At 63.0% G+C, this 19,696-nt stretch carries 21 protein-coding genes; 12 read left to right on the top strand and 9 right to left on the bottom strand.

Going from position 1 to position 19,696, the window contains the following annotated elements; genetic code table 11:
• Window position 1: 1 nt before the first annotated feature.
• Window positions 2–754: a thioesterase II family protein gene (locus ACU688_RS03575; RefSeq protein WP_448183663.1), complete on the bottom strand. Its 753-nt coding sequence runs from the start codon at window positions 752–754 to the stop codon at window positions 2–4.
• 302 nt (window positions 755–1,056) lie between these two features.
• On the opposite strand from ACU688_RS03575, the gene ACU688_RS03570 reads away from it, so the two are divergent.
• Window positions 1,057–1,608, top strand: coding sequence for an RNA polymerase factor sigma-70 (locus ACU688_RS03570; protein ID WP_026136875.1), 552 nt, complete (start codon window positions 1,057–1,059; stop codon window positions 1,606–1,608).
• 143 nt (window positions 1,609–1,751) lie between these two features.
• On the opposite strand, the gene ACU688_RS03565 is transcribed toward ACU688_RS03570, so the two are convergent.
• Both ACU688_RS03565 and ACU688_RS03560 read right to left on the bottom strand, forming a co-directional pair.
• Entirely contained in the window at window positions 1,752–2,540 is a 789-nt protein-coding gene (locus ACU688_RS03565; protein ID WP_448183662.1) for a substrate-binding periplasmic protein, read from the bottom strand.
• A gap of 93 nt (window positions 2,541–2,633) precedes the next feature.
• Window positions 2,634–3,257, bottom strand: a complete 624-nt coding sequence (locus ACU688_RS03560; RefSeq protein WP_448183661.1) for a TetR/AcrR family transcriptional regulator — start codon at window positions 3,255–3,257, stop codon at window positions 2,634–2,636.
• A gap of 153 nt (window positions 3,258–3,410) precedes the next feature.
• Between ACU688_RS03560 and ACU688_RS03555 the strand changes: the two genes are divergently transcribed.
• From ACU688_RS03555 to ppnP, 8 genes are all read left to right on the top strand, one after another.
• A complete protein-coding gene (locus ACU688_RS03555; protein WP_448183660.1) occupies window positions 3,411–5,189 on the top strand; it encodes an acyclic terpene utilization AtuA family protein in 1,779 nt (592 codons plus the stop codon).
• Window positions 5,190–5,202: 13 nt separating this feature from the next.
• On the top strand, window positions 5,203–6,075 hold the full coding sequence (locus tag ACU688_RS03550; RefSeq protein WP_448183659.1) for an SDR family oxidoreductase: 873 nt from the start codon (window positions 5,203–5,205) through the stop codon (window positions 6,073–6,075).
• Between the two features lie 3 nt (window positions 6,076–6,078).
• Window positions 6,079–7,695 carry a geranyl-CoA carboxylase subunit beta gene (gene atuC, locus ACU688_RS03545; protein ID WP_448183658.1) on the top strand — a complete coding sequence of 539 codons (1,617 nt, stop codon included), beginning with the start codon at window positions 6,079–6,081 and terminating at the stop codon, window positions 7,693–7,695.
• A 16-nt stretch (window positions 7,696–7,711) separates the two neighbouring features.
• Window positions 7,712–8,869, top strand: a complete 1,158-nt coding sequence (gene atuD / locus ACU688_RS03540) for a citronellyl-CoA dehydrogenase (protein WP_448183657.1) — start codon at window positions 7,712–7,714, stop codon at window positions 8,867–8,869.
• A complete protein-coding gene (locus tag ACU688_RS03535) occupies window positions 8,866–9,627 on the top strand; it encodes an enoyl-CoA hydratase/isomerase family protein (RefSeq protein ID WP_448183656.1) in 762 nt (253 codons plus the stop codon). Before atuD ends, ACU688_RS03535 begins: the two co-directional genes overlap by 4 nt.
• A gap of 134 nt (window positions 9,628–9,761) precedes the next feature.
• On the top strand, window positions 9,762–11,645 hold the full coding sequence (locus ACU688_RS03530; RefSeq protein WP_448183655.1) for an acetyl/propionyl/methylcrotonyl-CoA carboxylase subunit alpha: 1,884 nt from the start codon (window positions 9,762–9,764) through the stop codon (window positions 11,643–11,645).
• Between the two features lie 72 nt (window positions 11,646–11,717).
• Window positions 11,718–12,260: a 3'-5' exonuclease gene (locus tag ACU688_RS03525; protein ID WP_448183654.1), complete on the top strand. Its 543-nt coding sequence runs from the start codon at window positions 11,718–11,720 to the stop codon at window positions 12,258–12,260.
• 63 nt (window positions 12,261–12,323) lie between these two features.
• Window positions 12,324–12,608, top strand: coding sequence for a pyrimidine/purine nucleoside phosphorylase (ppnP, locus tag ACU688_RS03520; RefSeq protein ID WP_448183653.1), 285 nt, complete (start codon window positions 12,324–12,326; stop codon window positions 12,606–12,608).
• A 47-nt stretch (window positions 12,609–12,655) separates the two neighbouring features.
• Here the strand turns inward: ppnP and ACU688_RS03515 are convergent, their stop codons facing one another.
• Together ACU688_RS03515 and ACU688_RS03510 are read right to left on the bottom strand one after the other, a co-directional pair.
• Window positions 12,656–13,462 carry an MOSC domain-containing protein gene (locus tag ACU688_RS03515; protein WP_448183652.1) on the bottom strand — a complete coding sequence of 269 codons (807 nt, stop codon included), beginning with the start codon at window positions 13,460–13,462 and terminating at the stop codon, window positions 12,656–12,658.
• Between the two features lie 217 nt (window positions 13,463–13,679).
• On the bottom strand, window positions 13,680–14,615 hold the full coding sequence (locus ACU688_RS03510) for a chemotaxis protein CheV (RefSeq protein ID WP_017735246.1): 936 nt from the start codon (window positions 14,613–14,615) through the stop codon (window positions 13,680–13,682).
• Between the two features lie 517 nt (window positions 14,616–15,132).
• On the opposite strand from ACU688_RS03510, the gene ACU688_RS03505 reads away from it, so the two are divergent.
• From ACU688_RS03505 to ACU688_RS03495, 3 genes are all read left to right on the top strand, one after another.
• A complete protein-coding gene (locus ACU688_RS03505) occupies window positions 15,133–15,582 on the top strand; it encodes a hypothetical protein (protein ID WP_448183651.1) in 450 nt (149 codons plus the stop codon).
• A 228-nt stretch (window positions 15,583–15,810) separates the two neighbouring features.
• The gene (locus ACU688_RS03500; RefSeq protein ID WP_448183650.1) at window positions 15,811–16,704 is read left to right on the top strand and encodes a sensor histidine kinase; all 894 of its coding nucleotides are present in this window, start codon (window positions 15,811–15,813) and stop codon (window positions 16,702–16,704) included.
• Entirely contained in the window at window positions 16,701–17,360 is a 660-nt protein-coding gene (locus tag ACU688_RS03495; protein ID WP_448183649.1) for a response regulator, read from the top strand. Before ACU688_RS03500 ends, ACU688_RS03495 begins: the two co-directional genes overlap by 4 nt.
• On the opposite strand, the gene yegS is transcribed toward ACU688_RS03495, so the two are convergent.
• The 4 genes from yegS to ACU688_RS03475 form a co-directional block, all read right to left on the bottom strand.
• Window positions 17,319–18,236, bottom strand: a complete 918-nt coding sequence (gene yegS, locus ACU688_RS03490) for a lipid kinase YegS (protein WP_448183648.1) — start codon at window positions 18,234–18,236, stop codon at window positions 17,319–17,321. The genes ACU688_RS03495 and yegS overlap by 42 nt on opposite strands.
• 92 nt (window positions 18,237–18,328) lie before the next feature.
• Window positions 18,329–18,874, bottom strand: coding sequence for a hypothetical protein (locus ACU688_RS03485; RefSeq protein WP_448184026.1), 546 nt, complete (start codon window positions 18,872–18,874; stop codon window positions 18,329–18,331).
• 156 nt (window positions 18,875–19,030) lie between these two features.
• On the bottom strand, window positions 19,031–19,357 hold the full coding sequence (locus ACU688_RS03480) for a hypothetical protein (RefSeq protein WP_448183647.1): 327 nt from the start codon (window positions 19,355–19,357) through the stop codon (window positions 19,031–19,033).
• A 24-nt stretch (window positions 19,358–19,381) separates the two neighbouring features.
• Window positions 19,382–19,687: a hypothetical protein gene (locus ACU688_RS03475; protein ID WP_448183646.1), complete on the bottom strand. Its 306-nt coding sequence runs from the start codon at window positions 19,685–19,687 to the stop codon at window positions 19,382–19,384.
• Window positions 19,688–19,696: the final 9 nt, after the last annotated feature.

Genomic DNA, 19,696 nt, shown 5'->3' with positions numbered 1-19,696 from the left:
TTCAGCCGGCGATCAATTGCCGCGCCGCGTCATTGCGCCAGCGGGCCAGGTGCTCGTCGGCATAACGACGGATGCAGCGCAGCACGGCGCTTTCGTGCTGCACGAGGAAGAAGTGGTGGCCGTCGAACATGTCCAGGGAGAAGCCGCTGGCGGCGTCGTCCTGCCAGTCGAGCAACTGATCGGCGCGCACGCTGTCTTGCTTGCCGCCGAACACGTGGATCGGCAGGCGCAACGGCGCGCGCTCGCCGTAGGTGAAGCTGCCGCAGAGCAGAAAATCCGCACGCAGGATCGGCAGCATCAGCGCCATCAGTTCGGGGTTGGCCAGGGCCTCTTCAGCGGTGCCTTGCAGTTCGCGCAGGCGGGCGAGCAGTTGGGCGTCGGTCTTTTCGATGGCGTATTCACTGACATCGCGCCGCGCCGGGCCCGCCGTGCCGGAGGCAAACAACGCAAGGGGCGCCGGCAGGTTGCGGGCGCGCAGGGCGTGGGCCAGTTCGAAGGCCAGCAGGCCGCCGAGGCTGTGGCCAAACAAGGCGTAAGGGCCGTTGAGCTCGCGGCCGATCTCGTCGGCGAGCTGCGCCGCCAGGGCCTTGATATCGCGCTGCAACGGCTCGTCCATACGCATGCCACGCCCGGGCAATTCCAGCGGGCACACCTGCAACCACGCCGGCATCGCCCGGCGCCAGCGGGCATAGACCATGGCGCTGGCGCCCGAATAGGGCAGGCAAAACAAGCGCAGGGACGTCGGCGTACTCATCCGGCGAGTACTCCACACTGAAACACGCTGTATGCACGATAGAAACCCATTTCGCCCTCCTGCGGGTGCTGATCCATGGCCGTTTTACGAACGGACCTGTCACCCAAGAGAACGGACGGAGCGGGCAAATAATTAGTCGCAGGCTTTGCGCGAGAGGTGGTTCACAGCGAACCAGAAAGCATAAGATTAGTTCGTCTTCTCATTTGACAATCATTATCATTAAGCATAATTTGTTGCCCGATGTGTAGGAGGCCTCAGCAAGGACGCCCTCCCCCAACCTCTTTGCGACAAGGTGATTTTCCATGACGGAACAAGTATCCACAGGCAGGTGCGACTCACCTCTTCTCCAGGCTTTTGTCGACAATCGACTGATCCTGGTGAAGATCGCGGCACGTATTACCGGGTGCCGCTCCCGCGCCGAAGACGTAGTGCAGGACGCCTACTTCCGACTGCAATCGGCGCCGACGATCACCTCATCGTTCAAGGCCCAATTGAGCTATCTGTTTCAGATCGTGCGCAACCTGGCGATCGATCACTATCGCAAGCAGGCCCTGGAGCTCAAATACTCCGGCACGGAAGAGGAAGGCTTGAATGTGGTTATTCACGGCGCTTCACCGGAAACCTCGCACATCAATTTCAGCACCCTGGAAAACATCGCCGACGCCCTGACGGAGCTGCCCCAGCGCACCCGCTACGCGTTCGAGATGTACCGCCTGCACGGCGTGCCGCAAAAGGACATCGCCAAGGAATTGGGCGTGTCGCCGACCCTGGTCAACTTCATGATCCGCGATGCGCTGGTGCATTGCCGCAAGGTGTCGGGCAGCCATAGCGATACGTTTGCGCGGCGGGTCTGAACACACCACGGCACCCAATGCAGGGGAACCCAATGTGGGAGCGGGCTTGCCCGCGATAGCAGTCTGTCAGCCACCGATGTGTTGACTGAACCACCGCTATCGCGGGCAAGCCCGCTCCCACATTTGGATTTGTGATAACCCGGTCAGGGCGTTGGCATGACGTCAATGCGATACGGCTCGAAAATCTTCAACATCTCGCCGTTTTCCCGCAACCGCTTGAGCAACCCGGCAAACGCCTCGGCGGTGATCGGCGCCTTGGGCCGCAGCAACGCGTAGTGGTGATACACCTGGTCGATACGCTCCGACACCAAAAACTGCCCCGCCATGTCCGCATTGCGCACCATGAAATCACTCAGGTACGAACGCGTCACCAGCGCAATGTCGGCGCGCCCGCGCGCGACCATCAGCAAGTTGCTGTCATGGGAATAGGTCAACGTGGCGTTGAAGTGTTCGGCCATGTACTTGGGGTCGGGGTTGAAGTTGGCGAAGGCGTAGTGATAACCGCTGAACACCGCCAGGCGTTTGCCTGCCAGGTCGGCGAAATAGCCCTGCTCGCGCCCGGGCTCACGCTGGGCGACGAACACTTCCGCATCCTCCAGGCCCATGTCGACGCTGGTGTGGGCAATTTTCTGCCAGCCCCATTCGGGATTTTCGAAGATAGCCATATCGACCCGGCCCTGCTCGAAATCACGGAAGCGGCGCGGAATGGAGGTGGGCACCAGCACAAACTGGTAGTCGCTCTGCGAGGTATTCAGGGCCTCCACCAGTTGCGGCAGCAAGCCGGTGTCAGCGCCTTGCTCTGGGCGCACGGTGTAGGGCGGGAAGTGCGCCGCGCCGATCCTCACCAATTGCGCAGCCGAAGCCGGCACCCACCACGCGCTGCCCAGTGCCAAAAAGGTAACTCCTGCAGCCAGCCGCCATGGCGAAAACATTGAGGCACACACCGTTGAATACTCTGATGGCGATAAGCTAGGCGTTTTTGTCGGGAGAGACAACTTTCCACCGTCAAATTAATAGCTTGCTCATCAATCGGCTTTAAGCACCATCAGCAGCGCTTCTTCGGCCAACTGCTCCAGGGTCAGGCTGCCTTCGGCACGAAACCACGTCGTGGTCCAGGACAATGCCCCGGTGAGAAAGCGCCGGGTGATAAACACGTCGCCCCGGATATAGCCGGCCGCCTTGGCCTCGCCCAGCACCTGCAACCAGATATCTTCGTACACATCACGCAGCGCCAGCACCTGCGCCTGGCCTTCGGCAGACAACGAGCGCCACTCGTACACCAGCACCGCCATGGCCTCGCCGCTGCCGCCCATGATCGATTGCAATTCGCAGCGGATCAGCGCCAGCACGCGCTCGCGCACGTCGCGCGCTTCTTCGAGGGAGGCGCGCATCATCGCAGTGTTGTAGTGGATGGTTTCTTCCATCACTGCCCGCAGGATCTCGTCCTTGCTCTTGAAGTGATGAAAAATGCTCCCGGACTGAATGCCCACGGCACTCGCCAGATCACGCACGGTGGTGCGCTCGAAGCCTTTGTTGCGGAACAGGTGCGCCGCCGTTTGCAGCAACTTGCCCCGGGCACTGTCGGGGTCGGTCAACTGGCCGCCATCGACCATGGTGCGCATCACCCGCAGGGCTTTGTGCTCATCCATGCCACTCTCCTCTACTTCTACTGACATCTTGGCCGGCAATTTAGGCCGTGGCCGCCACCCAAGCAAGCGCTTGGGCAAAATCTGTTTCTGGAGTTTACAGACCAAGCGCTTGCTTGGTAGTCTCGGCAACAGCCATCAGAGGAAGGATTTCTCATGCGTGACACGGTTCGTATCGGCTGCGCCAGCGCCTTTTGGGGCGACACCTGCACCGCCGCCGCCCAGTTGGTGCACGGCGGCGCGCTGGACTACCTGGTATTCGACTACCTGGCGGAGGTGACGATGTCGATCCTCGCCGGCGCGCGGATGAAAGACCCGCAGGCCGGCTATGCCACGGATTTCGTCGAGGTGCTCACGCCGCTGCTGGCCGACATCCAGCGCCAAGGCATTCGTGTGATCAGCAACGCAGGCGGCATCCATCCCCAAGCCTGTGCCGCCGCCCTGCAAGCGGCCTGTGACAAGGCCGGCATCGCGCTGAAAATCGCCGTACTGCTGGGCGATGACCTGCAACCCGAACTCAAAAAACTCCACGGCATCACCGACATGTTCAACGGCGCGCCCCTGCCGCCCGTGTGCGTGTCCGCCAATGCCTACCTCGGCGCGCCGGGCATTGCCGCTGCGCTGGAGCTGGGCGCCGACATCGTCATCACCGGCCGCGTGGTGGACAGCGCCGTGGTCAGCGGCGCCCTGGTGCATGCCTTCGCTTGGTCCTGGCACGACTACGACCGCCTCGCCCAAGCCGCCCTGGCCGGGCATATCATCGAATGCGGCGCGCAGTGCACCGGCGGCAACTTCACCGATTGGCGCGACGTGCCGGACTACGCACACATCGGCTTCCCCATCGTCGAAGTCAGTGCCGACGGCGCGTTCACCGTGAGCAAAGTCGCGGGCACAGGCGGGCTGATCAGCGAGCTGAGCGTGGCCGAACAGCTGTTGTATGAGATTGGCGACCCGCGCGCCTATCTGCTGCCGGATGTGATCTGCGACTTCAGCCAGGTCACCTTGCAACAGCAGGGCGAAAACCGCGTGCACCTGCACGGCGCCAAGGGCCTGCCACCGACCGACCAGTACAAGGTCAGCGCCACCTACCCGGACGGTTTTCGTTGCACCGCCAGTTGCCTGATCTCCGGGATCGACGCCGTGGCCAAGGCCGAGCGGGTCAGCCAGGCGATCATCGACAAGACCGCCGAACTGTTCAGCCAGCGCGGCTGGGCGCCCTACACCGAAGTCAATATCGAACTGCTCGGCAGCGAAGCGACCTATGGCGCCCATGCACGGCGCCACGATTGCCGCGAAGTGGTGGTGAAGCTCGCGGTACGCCACCCCAACAAACAGGCACTGGTGTTGTTTGCCCGCGAGATCGCCCAGGCTGCCACGGGCATGGCGCCGGGGCTGACCGGGATTGTCGGTGGGCGGCCCACCGTGTATCCGTTGATTCGCCTGTTTTCATTCCTGGTGGATAAAACCTTCTGTGCGCCAGTGATCGATTTCCAGGGCGAGCGCCACATCGTTGCGCTGCCCATCGCCCACCAACTGAATACACCCACCGCCGCCATCGATCCGCCCCAACCCCAAGGCCTTGCCGACGCCAGCGTGCCCCTGGTCAAACTCGCCGTGGCGCGCTCCGGCGACAAGGGCAACCACAGCAATATCGGGGTGATCGCCCGCGCGCCCGAATACTTGCCGTGGATCGCCGAAGCGCTGACGCCCGCAGTGATCGTCGACTGGATGAACCACGTGCTCGACCCGCTGCACGGCCGCGTCGAACGCTGGTACCTGCCCGGCAGCCACAGCCTCAACTTTCTCTTGGAAAACGCCCTGGGTGGCGGCGGTATCGCCAGCCTGCGCATCGACCCGCAAGGCAAGGCGTTCGCCCAGCAGTTGCTGGAAATCCCCATCGCCGTGCCGCAACACCTCGCCGATCAACTCAACTGACAGGAGCCTTGCCGTGGCCTTCGACTCGATCTTCAAAGCCGACCTGTTCCAGGGGCACACCGTGATTGTCACCGGTGGCGGCAGCGGCATTGGCCGTTGCACCGCCCATGAACTGGCGGCCCTCGGCGCCCAGGTGATTCTGGTGGGGCGCAAGCCCGAGAAACTGCAAACCGTCGCCGCCGAAATTGCCGAAGATGGCGGCAACGCCCATTGGCAGGCCTGCGATATTCGCGACGAAGAAGCGGTGAAGGCGCTGGTCACGCAAATCCTCAACGACCACGGGCCGATCCACGGCCTGGTGAACAACGCCGGCGGTCAATACCCGTCACCGCTGGCGTCGATCAATCAAAAAGGCTTTGAAACCGTGCTGCGCACCAACCTCGTCGGTGGTTTCCTGATGGCGCGGGAAGTGTTCAACCAGTCGATGAGCAAACACGGCGGCGCCATCGTCAACATGCTCGCCGACATGTGGGGCGGCATGCCCGGCATGGGCCACTCGGGGGCGGCGCGCTCGGGCATGGACAACTTCACCAAGACCGCCGCGTTTGAGTGGGGCTACGCCGGTGTGCGGGTCAACGCCGTGGCGCCAGGCTGGATTGCCTCCAGCGGCATGGACACCTACGAAGGCGCCTTCAAGGCCGTGATCCCCACCCTGCGCGAGCATGTGCCGCTCAAGCGCATCGGCACCGAATCAGAAGTCAGCGCCGCCATCGTTTTCCTGCTCAGCCCCGCCGCCGCCTTCATCAGCGGCAGCACCCTGCGCATCGACGGCGCCGCCAGCCTCGGCAGCCGCGCCTGGCCATTGCACAAGGCACAGCCGCCGAGCGAGCCGTTCAATGGCTTTCACCGCGCGTACTTGCCAGACGTGCTCAAGGCGGAGCAATAAACCATGCCGCTGATTGAATCCCTGATCGACCCCCACAGCGCCCAGTTCGCGCAGAACCGCGAGGCCATGCTGATCGGCATCCAGCACCTGCACCAGCTGGAGCAGAACCTGCTGGACAAGGCCGAAGAAGCCCGCGCCAAGTTCGACCAGCGCGGCCAATTGCTGCCTCGTGACCGCCTCAACCTGCTGCTGGACCCCGGCGCGCCGTTCCTCGAACTGGCCAGCCTGGCCGGCTACAAGCTGCACGACGACAAGGACGGCAGCGCCGCCGGCGGTGGCTTGATCGCCGGCATCGGTTACGTCAGCGGCGTGCGCATGCTGGTGGTGGCCAACAACAGCGCAATCAAGGGCGGCACGATTTCCCCCAGCGGCCTGAAAAAGTCCCTGCGCCTGCAACAGATTGCCCTGGAAAACAAACTGCCGGTGGTGACCCTGGCCGAAAGCGGCGGCGCCAACCTCAACTACGCCGCCGAGATTTTCGTCGAAGGCGCACGCAGCTTTGCCAACCAGGCACGCCTGTCGGCCATGGGCTTGCCGCAAATCACCGTGGTGCACGGCTCGGCCACGGCGGGCGGGGCGTATCAGCCGGGGCTGTCGGATTACGTGGTGGTGGTGCGGGGCAAGGCCAAGCTGTTCCTCGCCGGGCCGCCGTTGCTCAAAGCCGCGACCGGCGAAGTGGCGACGGATGAAGCACTGGGCGGCGCCGAGATGCACGCACAGGTCGCCGGCACCGCTGAGTACCTCGCGGAAAACGACGCGGACGGCGTGCGCATCGCGCGTGAAATCGTCAGCGCCTTGCCGTGGAACGACCGCCTTCCAGCACCGGTAAAGCGCACCTACCGCGAACCGCTATACCCCATCGAAGACCTGCTGGGCCTGATCCCCGACGACCCGAAAAAGCCCTATGACGTGCGTGAAATCCTCGCGCGCCTGGCGGACGCGTCGAACTTCCTCGACTTCAAAAGCGAGTTCGACGCCCACACCGTCTGCGGCCATCTGCACATCCACGGCCACGCCGTCGGCGTGATCGGCAACAACGGCCCGATCACGCCCAAGGGCGCGAGCAAGGCCGCACAATTTATCCAACTGTGCGACCAGAGCCGCACGCCGCTGCTGTTCCTGCACAACACCACCGGCTTCATGGTCGGCACCGAGTCGGAGCAACAAGGCGTGATCAAGCACGGCGCGAAGATGATCCAGGCGGTGGCGAATGCGCGGGTGCCTAAACTGACGATTGTGGTCGGCGGCTCCTATGGCGCCGGCAACTATGCGATGTGCGGCCGTGGCCTGGACCCGCGCTTTATCTTCGCCTGGCCCAACAGCCGCACGGCCGTGATGGGCGGCGCGCAGGCGGGCAAGGTGCTGCGGATTGTCACCGAGGCCAAGCAGTTGAAAAACGGGCTGGTGCCCGACCCCAAGGTGCTGGACATGCTGGAGCAGGTCACCGCGCAGAAGCTCGACAGCCAGTCCACCGCGCTGTACGGCAGTGCCAACCTGTGGGACGACGGGCTGATTGATCCACGAGACACCCGCACCCTGCTCGGCTTGTTGCTGGATATCTGCCACGAGGCCGACGTGCGCGAGTTGCAACCCAACAGTTTTGGTGTGGCGCGTTTCTAACCGGAGAACAATAAAAATGCTCTTTACCCAAGAACACCAGGAACTGCGCCGCACCGTGCGCGCCTTCGTCGATCGCGAGATCAACCCCTACGTGGACGAATGGGAAAAAGCCGGGCGCTTCCCCATCCACGAGATCTTCCGCAAGGCCGGCGACCTCGGCCTGCTGGGCATCTCCAAGCCGGAACAATTCGGCGGCATGGGCCTGGACTACAGCTACTCCATCGTCGTCGCCGAAGAGTTCGGCAGCATCCGCTGCGGCGGCATCCCCATGGCCATCGGCGTGCAGACCGATATGTGCACCCCCGCCCTCGCCCGCTTCGGCAGCGATGAACTGCGCGACGAATTCCTGCGCCCGGCCATCAGCGGCGAGCAGGTCGGCTGCATTGGCGTCTCGGAAGTCGGCGCCGGTTCCGATGTGGCCGGGCTCAAGACCCATGCGCGTAAGGACGGCGGCGATTACGTGATCAACGGCAGCAAGATGTGGATCACCAACTCCCCCAGCGCCGACTTTATCTGCCTGCTGGCCAACACCTCCGACGACAAGCCCCATATCAATAAGTCGCTGATCATGGTGCCGATGAACACACCCGGCATCAGCGTCAGCCCGCCCCTGGAAAAACTCGGCATGCACAGCTCCGAGACCGCCCAGGTGTTTTTCGACGACGTGCGCGTGCCGCAACGCAACCGCATCGGCCACGAAGGCGCGGGCTTCATGATGCAGATGCTGCAATTCCAGGAAGAACGCCTGTTTGGCGCGGCCAATATGATCAAGGGCCTGGAGTACTGCATCGACAGCACCATCGCGTACTGCAAGGAACGCCAGACCTTCGGCAAGGCGCTGATCGACAACCAGGTCATCCACTTCCGCCTGGCTGAACTGTCCACCGAAATCGAATGCCTGCGCGCGCTGGTGTACCAGGCCACCGAGCAGTACATCAAGGGCCAGGACGTGACCCGCCTGGCCTCCATGGCCAAGCTCAAGGCCGGGCGCCTGGGCCGTGAAGTCAGCGACAGTTGCCTGCAATACTGGGGCGGCATGGGCTTTATGTGGGACAACCCGGTGGCGCGCGCCTACCGCGATGTGCGGCTGGTGTCGATTGGCGGCGGTGCCGACGAAATCATGCTGGGCATCATCTGCAAACTGATGGGCACTCTGCCGGGGAAAAAGCCATGAACACCTTGCTGCTGGAACCGCACAACGGCGTGCTGCACATCACCCTCAACCGGCCCGGATGCCGCAATGCGATGAGCCTGGAAATGGTCAACGAACTGCACGAGGTATTGGCGCAGTTGGATGGCCGCACGCGCGCCGTGGTCATCAGCGGCGCCGGCGGGCACTTCTGCGCCGGGGCGGATGTGAAGGACCTGGTCAACGCCGGCGACCAATTGCAGGCGCTGAACCGCGCGTTCGGCACCTTGCTGCAAGCCGTCGAAGCGGTGCCCCAGGTGGTGATCGTGCTGCTGCAAGGCGCAGTGCTCGGCGGCGGGTTTGGCTTGGCCTGCGTGAGTGATATTGCGATTGCCGATCACCAGGCGCAGTTCGGCTTGCCGGAAACAGGCCTGGGCTTGTTGCCGGCGCAGATTGCGCCGTTTGTGGTCAAGCGCATCGGGCTGACCCAGGCCCGCCGACTGGCGCTGACGGCGGCGCGGTTTGATGGCGTGGAGGCGCAGCGGTTGGGCGTGGTGCACTTTACCGAGCGTGATCCGCAGGCGTTGGCCGAGCGGTTGGATGAGGTGCTGGGGCAGGTCCTGCGGTGTGCGCCGGGGGCGAATGGGCGGACCAAGGCGTTGTTGCTGGCCAGTGTGGATGAGCCGCTTGGGGACGTGTTGGATCGCGGTGCGCAGTGGTTTGCCGAGGCGGTGCGCGGTGAAGAAGGGATTGAGGGGACGCAGGCGTTTGTGCAGAAGCGTAAGCCGGGGTGGTGCAAATGACGTCATCGCAGGCAAGCCAGCTCCCACATTGGATTGGGTTCACAGATTTCTATTTGTGAATACAGTCAAGTGTGGGAGCTGGCTTGCCTGCGATGAGGCCCGAACAAACACCCCATCACCTGAGGAATAACCCCATGCCCGCATTCAGCAAAATCCTCATCGCCAACCGCGGCGAAATCGCCTGCCGCATCCAGCGCACCGCCCAGGCCCTGGGCTACCGCACCGTGGCCGTGTACAGCGACGCCGACGCCCAGGCCCTGCATGTGCAGATGGCCGACGAAGCCGTGCCCATCGGCCCCGCGCCCGTGCAACAGTCTTATCTGAATAGCGCGGCGATTCTCGAAGCGGCGCGCATAACCGGCGCCGACGCGATCCACCCCGGCTACGGCTTCCTCTCGGAAAACCCCGACTTCGCCCGCGCCTGCTTGGCCGCCGGCCTGACCTTCATCGGCCCCAGCGTCGCGGCCATCGAGCTGATGGGCAGCAAGCGCCTGTCCAAGCTCGCCATGCTCGACGCCGGCGTGCCATGCATCGCCGGCTACCAAGGCGGCGCCCAGGACGACGCCACCCTGCAACACGAAGCCGAACGCATCGGCTACCCGCTGATGATCAAGGCCAGCGCTGGCGGCGGCGGACGGGGCATGCGCCTGGTGCACACGGCCGACGCCTTGCTAGAGAACCTGCACACGGCGCGCTCCGAAGCGAAAAACGCGTTTGGCAGCGACGAACTGATCCTCGAGCAAGCGCTGATCGACCCGCGCCACGTCGAAATCCAGCTGTTCGGCGACAGCCAAGGCCAACTGATCTACCTCGGCGAGCGCGACTGTTCAATCCAGCGCCGTCACCAAAAAATCATCGAAGAAGCGCCCTGCCCGGTGATGACGCCCGAGCTGCGCCACGCCATGGGCGAAGCCGCCTTGAAAGCCGGGCGCGCAGTGCAGTACGTCGGCGCGGGCACCGTGGAATTTCTGCTCGACCGCAACGGCCAGTTCTACTTCCTGGAAATGAACACCCGCCTGCAAGTGGAACACCCGGTCACCGAGCTGATCACCGGCCTTGACCTGGTGGACTGGCAATTGCAGATCGCCGCCGGCCAGCCCCTGCCGCTGACGCAAGCGGACGTGACCCTGAGCGGCCATGCCATGGAAGTGCGCCTGTACGCCGAAGACCCGGCCCAGGGCTTCCTGCCGCAAACCGGTGATGTGCTGCGCTGGCAACCGGCGGCGGGCGTGCGCATTGACCATGGCGTGTGCGCAGGCCAGCGCATCAGCCCGTTCTATGACCCGATGCTCGGCAAGCTCATCGCCCACGGCGCCACCCGTGAGGAAGCACGGCGCAAACTGCTGCGTGCGGTGGAAGACACGCTGTTGCTGGGCGTGACCACCAACCAACGATTCCTGGCGGACTTGCTCAAGCACGAGGATTTTATCCGCGGTGACTTCAGCACCGGGTTTATCGCCGAACACTTCGACCACATCCAGCGCCAGCCGGTGTCCGTCGAGCAGCTCAGCCTGGCCGCCGCACTGTTCTATCAACACAGCGCCGACCACCATCCCCAAAGCCTGGCCGGCTGGCGCAACAACGCCAACGTCGCGGGCACTTACCGCCTGGAGGTCAACGACGAAATCCACAACGTGCCTCTCGCCCCGCTGGCACTCACCACCGACGGCCACTACGCCACCGTGGTGCTCAACGGCATTCGGCGTCGCGTCGCCTACCACCTCGACGGCGACCAACTGTGGCTGCCGGGCTTGCACGTAACCAACCGCACTCATCAGGCCGCCAGCCGTCAGGCCGACGTGCAAAGCAGCACGGTCAAGGCGCCGATGGACGGGGCCATCGTTGCTGTGCGCGTGAGCACAGGTGAGCACGTGCGCAAAGGCCAACTGCTGCTGGTACTTGAAGCGATGAAAATGGAGCATTCGCTGACCGCCGGCATCGACGGAGTGATCAAAGGCGTGCAGGTGATTGCCGGCGATCAGGTGCGCAATCGCCAGGTTTTGCTGGAGATCGAATAACGCCTAGGCGGAACTACGCGGCCGGGCTACGCTCTATCCCCATCAAGAAGGGAAGAGACGGGAACCTGCACGATGCCTCATTGGCTGATTATTGACCTTGAAGCCACGACGGACGACGGCGGCTGGCCCGTGACGGAGATGGAAGTCATCGAGATCGGCGCGAGCCTGGTGAACCGCCAGGGCCGCGAGCTGGATCACTTCCAGCGCTTTGTCCGGCCGTTGCGCCGGCCCTTGCTGACGCCCTTTTGCCGGCAACTGACCCACATCACCCAGGCGAATATCGACGCTGCCGCGCCGATCACCGAGGTGTGGCCGCTGTTCGAGCGTTGGCTGGGCCAGCACCACGCGCGCCTGGAGGGCTGGGCCAGTTGGGGCGACTACGACCGCAAGCAGCTGGAACTGGAGTGGCAGCGCCATGGCCTGGCCAGCGCGCTGGCGCAAACACCCCATGTGAACCTCAAGCAACGCTTCGCCAAGGCGCGCCGCCTGGACAAGCCGCTGGGGCTCAATGGCGCGCTGCAATTGGCGGGGATGCAGTTCAGCGGCCAGCAACATCGGGCGCTGGAGGATGCGCGCAACACCGCACGCCTGTTGCCGCTGATTTTGCCGGTCTAGGCAGCTCCCCTGCCCTTGGGCATACTGGCCGACCTTTCCAGACCCTTTTCCGAGGATTCACCCATGTTTAAAGTCAACGAGTACTTCGACGGCACCGTCAAGTCGATCGCTTTCGGCACCGCAGAAGGTCCGGCGACCATCGGCGTGATGGCCCCGGGTGAATACGAATTCGGCACCGCCCAGCGTGAAATCATGCACGTGGTGTCGGGCGCGCTGACCGTCAAGCTGCCAGAAGCCGCCGAATGGGAAACCTTTGCCGCCGGTAGCCAGTTCCACGTTCCGGCCAACAGCAAGTTCCAGCTGAAAGTCGCCGTCGACACCGCTTACCTGTGCGAATACCGCGGCTGAGTTTGACCCGGTAAAAAAAAGCCCGTCTCGCAGGAGACGGGCTTTTTTCATTCCAGGATCGTCACTGGCATCCCTACCGCCAACTGGCCGACGCCATCGTTGACCAGGTTCTGGCCAAAAATCGCCCCGCCTTCGGTCTTGCGATACGCCTCCAGCGTCACGAAGGGTTCGCGGTCGGCGCTGCGCTCGCCGGTCTGCGGGTCGATGGTGGTGAGGATGCAACGCGAGCACGGCTTGACCGCGCGAAACTCCACATCGCCGATGCGCAGGCGTTTCCAGCCATCTTCGGCAAACGCCTCACTGCCTTCGATCACTAGATTCGGGCGAAAGCGCAGCATTTCCATGGGCCGGCCGACGCGTTGCGACAAGTCGTCCAGGGAGGCCTGGCCGATCACCAGCAACGGATAACCGTCGGCGAACGCGACCTGGTCATCGTCCTTGCCGTAACCCGCTTCGGTGGTGCGCGCACGCTCCAGGGGGATTTGCACCAGCCGTGTGGGCTTGCCGATAAAGTCGCTGACCCAGGCGGCGGCGGCATCGCCGGCATCCGGCACGCGCAAGGTGTCGCGCCAGATGGTCACGCCGCGCAACTCGGCTTCGCTGCCGGGCAGCGCCACGTCCAGGGTGGGGTAGCCGGCTGAGCTGAGGGTCAGGCCACCGGCGCTGTTCCACAAAGCCGAGAGCTGGCTCATCTTCGCCACGGCGCGCTGGGTGAGGAAACGCCCACTGGCCTCGTCCACCAGCATCCAGCGTCGATCGCCGTCCAACCCGAGCTTATCCAGGCCGATCTGCTGCAAGACCTCGGCCTTGCCGGACTTCAAGGGGTAACGGTACAACGCGCTGAGACGGAGCATGGGCCTGCAATCCTTGGGGGTAAAGACGCTACCCTATCCGAATCAAAGCCCCTTGGCACCATAGAGTGAGCGGCGAACGCTGTACCTGTGGCGAGGGAGCTTGCTCCCGCTGGGGCGCGAAGCGGCCCCAAAATCCTGGGAGCGCTGCGCACTCCAGCGGGAGCAAGCTCCCTCGCCACAGGGTGCTTCTTGTCCTTGTGGCTTTTTGACTAATTGCTCAAGCGGGCACTTCGTCCAGCATCAGGCGTTCGCGCACCACGTCCACCAGTTTGTCCGGCTGGAACTTGGAGAGGAAGTTGTCGCAACCGACCTTCTTCACCATCGAGTCGTTGAAGCTGCCCGACAGCGAGGTGTGCAGCACCACATACAAGCCACGCAGGCGCGGGTCGTTGCGGATCTCGGTGGTCAGGCGGTAGCCGTCCATCTCGGGCATTTCGGCATCGGTGAAGACCATCAGCAGCTTGTCGGTCATCACCACGCCGCTGTCGGCCCAGGCCTTGAGCATGTTCAGCGCCTTGAGGCCGTCGCTGGCGATGTGCATCTTCAGCCCCAACTGGCCAAGGGTGCCGCGCAGTTGCGACAAGGCCACGTTGGAGTCGTCCACCAGCAGCACTTCGCGGCCACGGGCGCGCTCCAGCACCGGGTCTTCGAGTTTTTCCCGGGAGACTTTGGCGTTGTACGGCACGATTTCGGCGAGGACTTTTTCCACGTCGATGATTTCCACCAACTGGTCATCGACCTTGCTGATGGCCGTGAGGTAATGCTGGCGCCCGGCGCTGGTCGGCGGTGGCAGGATCGCTTCCCAGTTCATGTTGACGATGCGGTCCACGCCGCCCACCAGAAACGCCTGCACCGAACGGTTGTACTCGGTGACGATAATCGTGCTGTTCGGCCCCGGCACCAGCGGGCGCATGCCGATGGCCTGGGACAGGTCGATCACCGGCAGCGTCTGGCCGCGCAGGTTGACCACGCCGCAGACAAAGGGATGGCGCTGGGGCATCAGGGTCAGCTTGGGCAGTTGCAGGACTTCCTGCACCTTGAACACGTTGATCGCGAACAGCTGCCGCCCGGCCAGGCGGAACATGAGGATCTCCAGGCGATTCTCACCGACCAGTTGCGTACGTTGATCTACCGTGTCGAGAATGCCGGCCATTAAAAGCTCCTGATGCGCGAAAGGATTGTGCAGCTCATTAAGGTCTATTATCGGCGGCGAGCGCCAGATCTTGACCCCGGTAAAATGCCACGTAAATCCATTGATGTCACACTGACATCATGCTTTACTGCCCTGCCTCTCCATATGGCACTACAGCGACGTTGCGCGACATTCAAAGCGACGCAAGGTTCCGCTGTCTAAGGGATTCCCCTAGTAACAATCAGGCCCAACCTGATATTCGCAAAATCTAATAGCCATTAATGTGACGCCATTCTCATTGCATGAATGGAGTCAGGCTTTTGTTTGCGATGCCCAGCCCACGACCCACGGGTCTTCCAGCGCTTCATATGTGCGCCCACACGCTGTGGATCACGCACGGCTATCGCGATCATTACAATAAACTTCCTACTAAAAGTTCAGACGCGAACTACAGATCTCCGTCATATTTCAGCGGTAGTTTTACGCCATTCACCCGACGCGGCATCTCATCACCCGACCTGACGTTGTGGAGACTTGCATGATGAATAGCGCAAACGAATGGCAAACCGCACTTCCCGAATTCCTGCTGGAAGCTGAAACCCTGTTGGCGAAGTCGGAAGAGTGCCTGAGCCACCTGCACCTGATTCGCAATGACAGCGATGCCATTGAATGCATGACCGTCAGCCTCACCCGGCTCGCCGAAAAGGCCGACAACCTGGCCCTGCAGGCGATCAGCGAATTTTCCCGGCACATCCAGTACCTGATCGCCAATGCGGTCGACCCGCTGCAATTGCATGACCAGGCCCTGGATGCCCTGCACGCGTGCCTGACGTTGCTGGCCTGGCAGCTGGAACTGATCGACACGCGCACCGGCGAACTGGGCCTGGATGAAAGTGAGCAAACCACCTTGATCGCCACGGTGACTTTGCAGATCCCACAAAAGAACTTCAGCTATAAACCCGAGCAGCGCCTGCATCGAGCGTCATGAATGCCGCGTGTGTGGTGGTCGCTTTTAATCCGCTACTTGTCCATAAACGACAAGAGCAACTTGCGCGCGCGCGTCAGTTATATGCAGATAAAGTACGCGCCGTTATAAGTTCCCCGAACAGGGAAACTGTGTGATTGACGTCTGGCGACCAGCGGTAATCAAAGTGTTACCATGCCGCCCTCGAAGTGACTCAACTTCATGATGCATACAACGTGAAAAGCATCCGCTATGTACGCCAGCCTCAGGTCACTCCTCGTCACATCCATCTCCCGCAGCCATGCACGCCGAATCATTCTCGCGCTGTGCCTGTGTTCGCTGCTGGTCAGCCTGTGGGCTTACATCTATAGCGCGCCGGTGCCACTGGTGCTGCTGCTCCTCAACCTGGGCACCTTGGCCGTCGTTGCGCTGCAACAATGGGTTTCACGCAAATCCATCAAGTTCCAACCCCAGGAACTGGCTGACCGCCTGCTGCAAGTCCAGGAAAACGAACGCCACCGCCTGAGTCGGGAACTGCACGACGATATCGGCCAATTGCTCACCGCCGCCAAGTTGCAAAGCGAATGGTTGCAGCGCCGCCTGCCCCAGGAGCTGCAAGGCCAATGCTCGGTGCTGGGCAACACCCTGAGTGAAACCCTGGCCAAGGTGCGCGATGTCTCCGCCATCCTTAACCCGCGCCAGCTGACCAGCCTGGGCCTGGAAGCGAGCCTGCGCGCGCACCTGCTCAAGACCCTGGAAAACAGCCCCACGCACTGGAGCCTGGAATGCCAGCAACGGCTGACCGGCATCCCCGAGGAAATGGCCGTGGCCGCATTCCGCATCACCCAGGAAGCGGTGACCAACATGCAACGCCACGCCCAGGCCCGCAACCTGGTGGTGCGCCTGCAACGCCTACCCGAAGGGCTGTCGCTGACGATCTACGACGATGGCCAAGGCTTTTCACCCGCCCTCGACCCGGGCCGCGAAGGCCAACGGGGCATGGCCGGCATGTCCGAGCGCATCGATCAACTGGGCGGTTCCCTGTCCGTTGTCAGCCATCCGGGCAAAGGCACGCGGATCGACGCGCTATTCCCCTGGGCGCCGCGCGCCCTCGAACGGGCCAGCGCGCCTAAGGTGCTTGAGTGACCTGTAATTTATTGCTGGTGGATGATCACGCGCTGATCAGGGCCGGCGTGCGCGCGCTGATCCTCGATATTCCCGGCTACGCGGTGGTTGGCGAAGCCAGCGACGGCGCGCAGTTGCTCGCGCAGTTCAACGCCTTGCAACCGGATATCGTGCTGCTCGACCTGTCGATGAAACACACCGGTGGCCTCGACGCCTTGCAGCAACTCAAAAGCGCGCACCCCAAGAGCAAGGTGCTGATCCTGTCGATGCACACCGACCCGGAACTGATCATGCGCGCCCTGGAGTGCGGCGCCCACGGCTACCTGCTCAAGGACACCAGCGCCAGCGAGCTGGAACACGCCCTGTTGGCGCTGCGCAACAACGAACGCTACCTGAGCCCGGCGATTGCCCACACGGTGATCAACCAGGCGCTGGTGCGTAATCAGAGCCCAGTGTCCCCGGTGGTCCACAGCCACAACCTCACGGCGCGCCAGCTGGAGATCCTGCGCTTGATCGTGCGCGGCAAGTCCACCCGGGAAATCGCCCACGGCCTCGGCTTGAGCATCAAGACCGTTGAAGCCCACCGCTCGCAGATCATGAAGCGCCTGCAGATTTTCGACGTGGCGGGCCTGGTGTTATTCGCGGTGCGCGAGCAGATCATCAGCCTCGACGACTAGCGGCGAACCCACCGGCAGGTGCACGCGCAGAGCCTTGGGCAAGGCGACAAAACGCAGGTCATCACCTTTCAGTGGCTCGCCATCCAGATTGATGTACAGCCCGTCGGCGACCTTGATCTCGACCCACGGCAAGCGCGCGCGCACAAAGATATTGTCCAGCCCACCGTCGCTCATCAGCGTCAGCAAGGTGCCGACCACTTCTTGCGGCGCCGGCAGGATGCTGATGTCGAGCAAACCATCATCGACCACCGCGCCCGGGCACAGCACATGCCCGCCGCCCGCCTGGCGCCCGTTGCCGATGCCCAGCGCGAGCAGGTCGCCTTTCCAGTGGAATCCCGGCCCTTCCAGCTCACCGTAAGCCGCCTTCAATTCACTGAAGCGGGTCAGGCCGGTGAACAAGTAAGCCGCGCCACCGAGGACCTTCTTCAAGTCTTCGGAGGTGTTGGCCGTGACCTGGCTGCCGAAGCCGCCGGTGGCCATGTTGAGGAAGATCTGCCCGCCGGCCTGGCCGAGGTCGATGGCCCTGGGCGGCACATCCAGCAGCGCCAGCGCCTGGGCCGGCTCCAGCGGCACGCCAGCAGCGCGGGCGAAGTCATTGGCGGTGCCCAGGGGCATCAGCACCAGGCTGGCGTCGGTCTTGGCGTGGGCCATGGCTTCGGCAACATCGCGCAAGGTGCCGTCGCCGCCGCCCGCGATCAGGTGGGTGTAGCCCGCGTCCAACGCCTCATGGACCAGGCGTTCGGCGTCGCCGCCCTCCCACGTGACCCGTACCGCCAGCTCCCAGCCCTGCTCACGCCGGGCCTGCACGGCCGCGCGCACGTCCTCGTTGAGGGCTTGCTTGCCGTGGAGGATCAACAGTGCCTTGGGGCTGGTCATAGCGGGCTTACTCCTGGTTGCAAAGGTGCATGAAGGATGTGGACCTTTGCTGGCGGAAAAAAAGCCATGGTGACGCAAATTAATTGCGCCGGTCAGAAATTATCCATCGCATTGCACATCGGGACTTTGCTCACCGGCGTCGGTTCGATGCGCTGCCATTGCTTGCCGTCCACCGGCAACTCGTCGAGCAGGAACGAACAATCCGCCGACATCGACGCCTGCACCATGTAATCGCGCCCGGGCTTGGGCACAAAAGTCATGGTCTTGGCGCACTGGCGGGAATATTGCAACCGCCCCAGGTAATGGAACGCGATGGGCTTGTTGGCCGGCACCACCAGCTCCGACGTGACCGCGCCCGCCCACGAGTAGATCGGCCCGGGCATACCGAGGCTGGCGCCGTTGTGGTCCGGGAAGCCGGCTTTGGCCGACGCCATCACCCCCGCGCCGGGCACGCTCCAGTCCAGGCAATCACGCCCCGGCACGGCACGCACCAGGCCATCGGTGACCAGGCGCACGCGGGCGGTTTCACCGCTTTGCGGCGGCACGTAGCCGGTGGACAGCGAACGGATATTCGCCACCTGGCCGCAACCGCCGAGCGCCAACAGCAGCACGGCGGGGATAACAGGCAACAGTCTCATCTGCATAAGTACTCCATGAAAACGCTGAACCTGTGGCGAGGGAGCTTGCTCCCGCTGGGCTGCGCAGCAGACCCAAAAAGCATGGGAGCGCTTCGCACTCCAGCGGGAGCAAGCTCCCTCGCCACAGGTTTAGTGTTCATCCTTAACGGACAGGCGTCAGGGCTGGCGGCAGTTCTGGTTGACCGACAAGTTCGGCGCCGGCTCATAGCTCACGCGCTGCAAGCCATCGGCGCCCTGGAACAGGAAGTACTTGGCGCGGCAGTCCTTGAACATCGGCGAATACCCTTCGGCCCGGAAGCCCTGGCCATCCACCTGTTTGGTCACGGTGTTGTTGCGGCTGACCACCGCGAGGACCTTCTGATAACTGTCACCCATGTTCACCCCGGGCTCGCCGGTGATGGCCGCCGACGAGGCGCAACCGCCCAGGGTGGTTGCCGCCAGCACCAGTGCGGCGCCGTACAGTCCATTGCGTAACGTGTTCATTGCGTGTGTCCTTTGGGTGATGGATTAGCGGCGGCCTTCGCACACCGGTGATTCGCCGATGCGGCCTTCCTTGCACAGGTCCAGATTATCCTTGCGGGTAAAACCTGCATCCTTCATGCAGTAGAAGCGCGTCAGTACCACATCGATCGGCGATTTATCGCCCACACCATCCAGGTTGGTATACCCGCAAGCACGCATTGCGTCGTCGACGCCTTGCTGGGAGACGCCCTTCTTTTTCCATTGGGTGTAGTCCCCAGGTGGCGGTTGGAAGGGTGTACACGCGCCGAGTGCCAAAAGGCAGAGGCTCAACATAACGGTAACCTTGAACATATTCGCACT

The organism is Pseudomonas acericola (SeqCode) (genome assembly GCF_053456465.1).
This window is presented reverse-complemented; position numbering and strand designations above follow the sequence as displayed.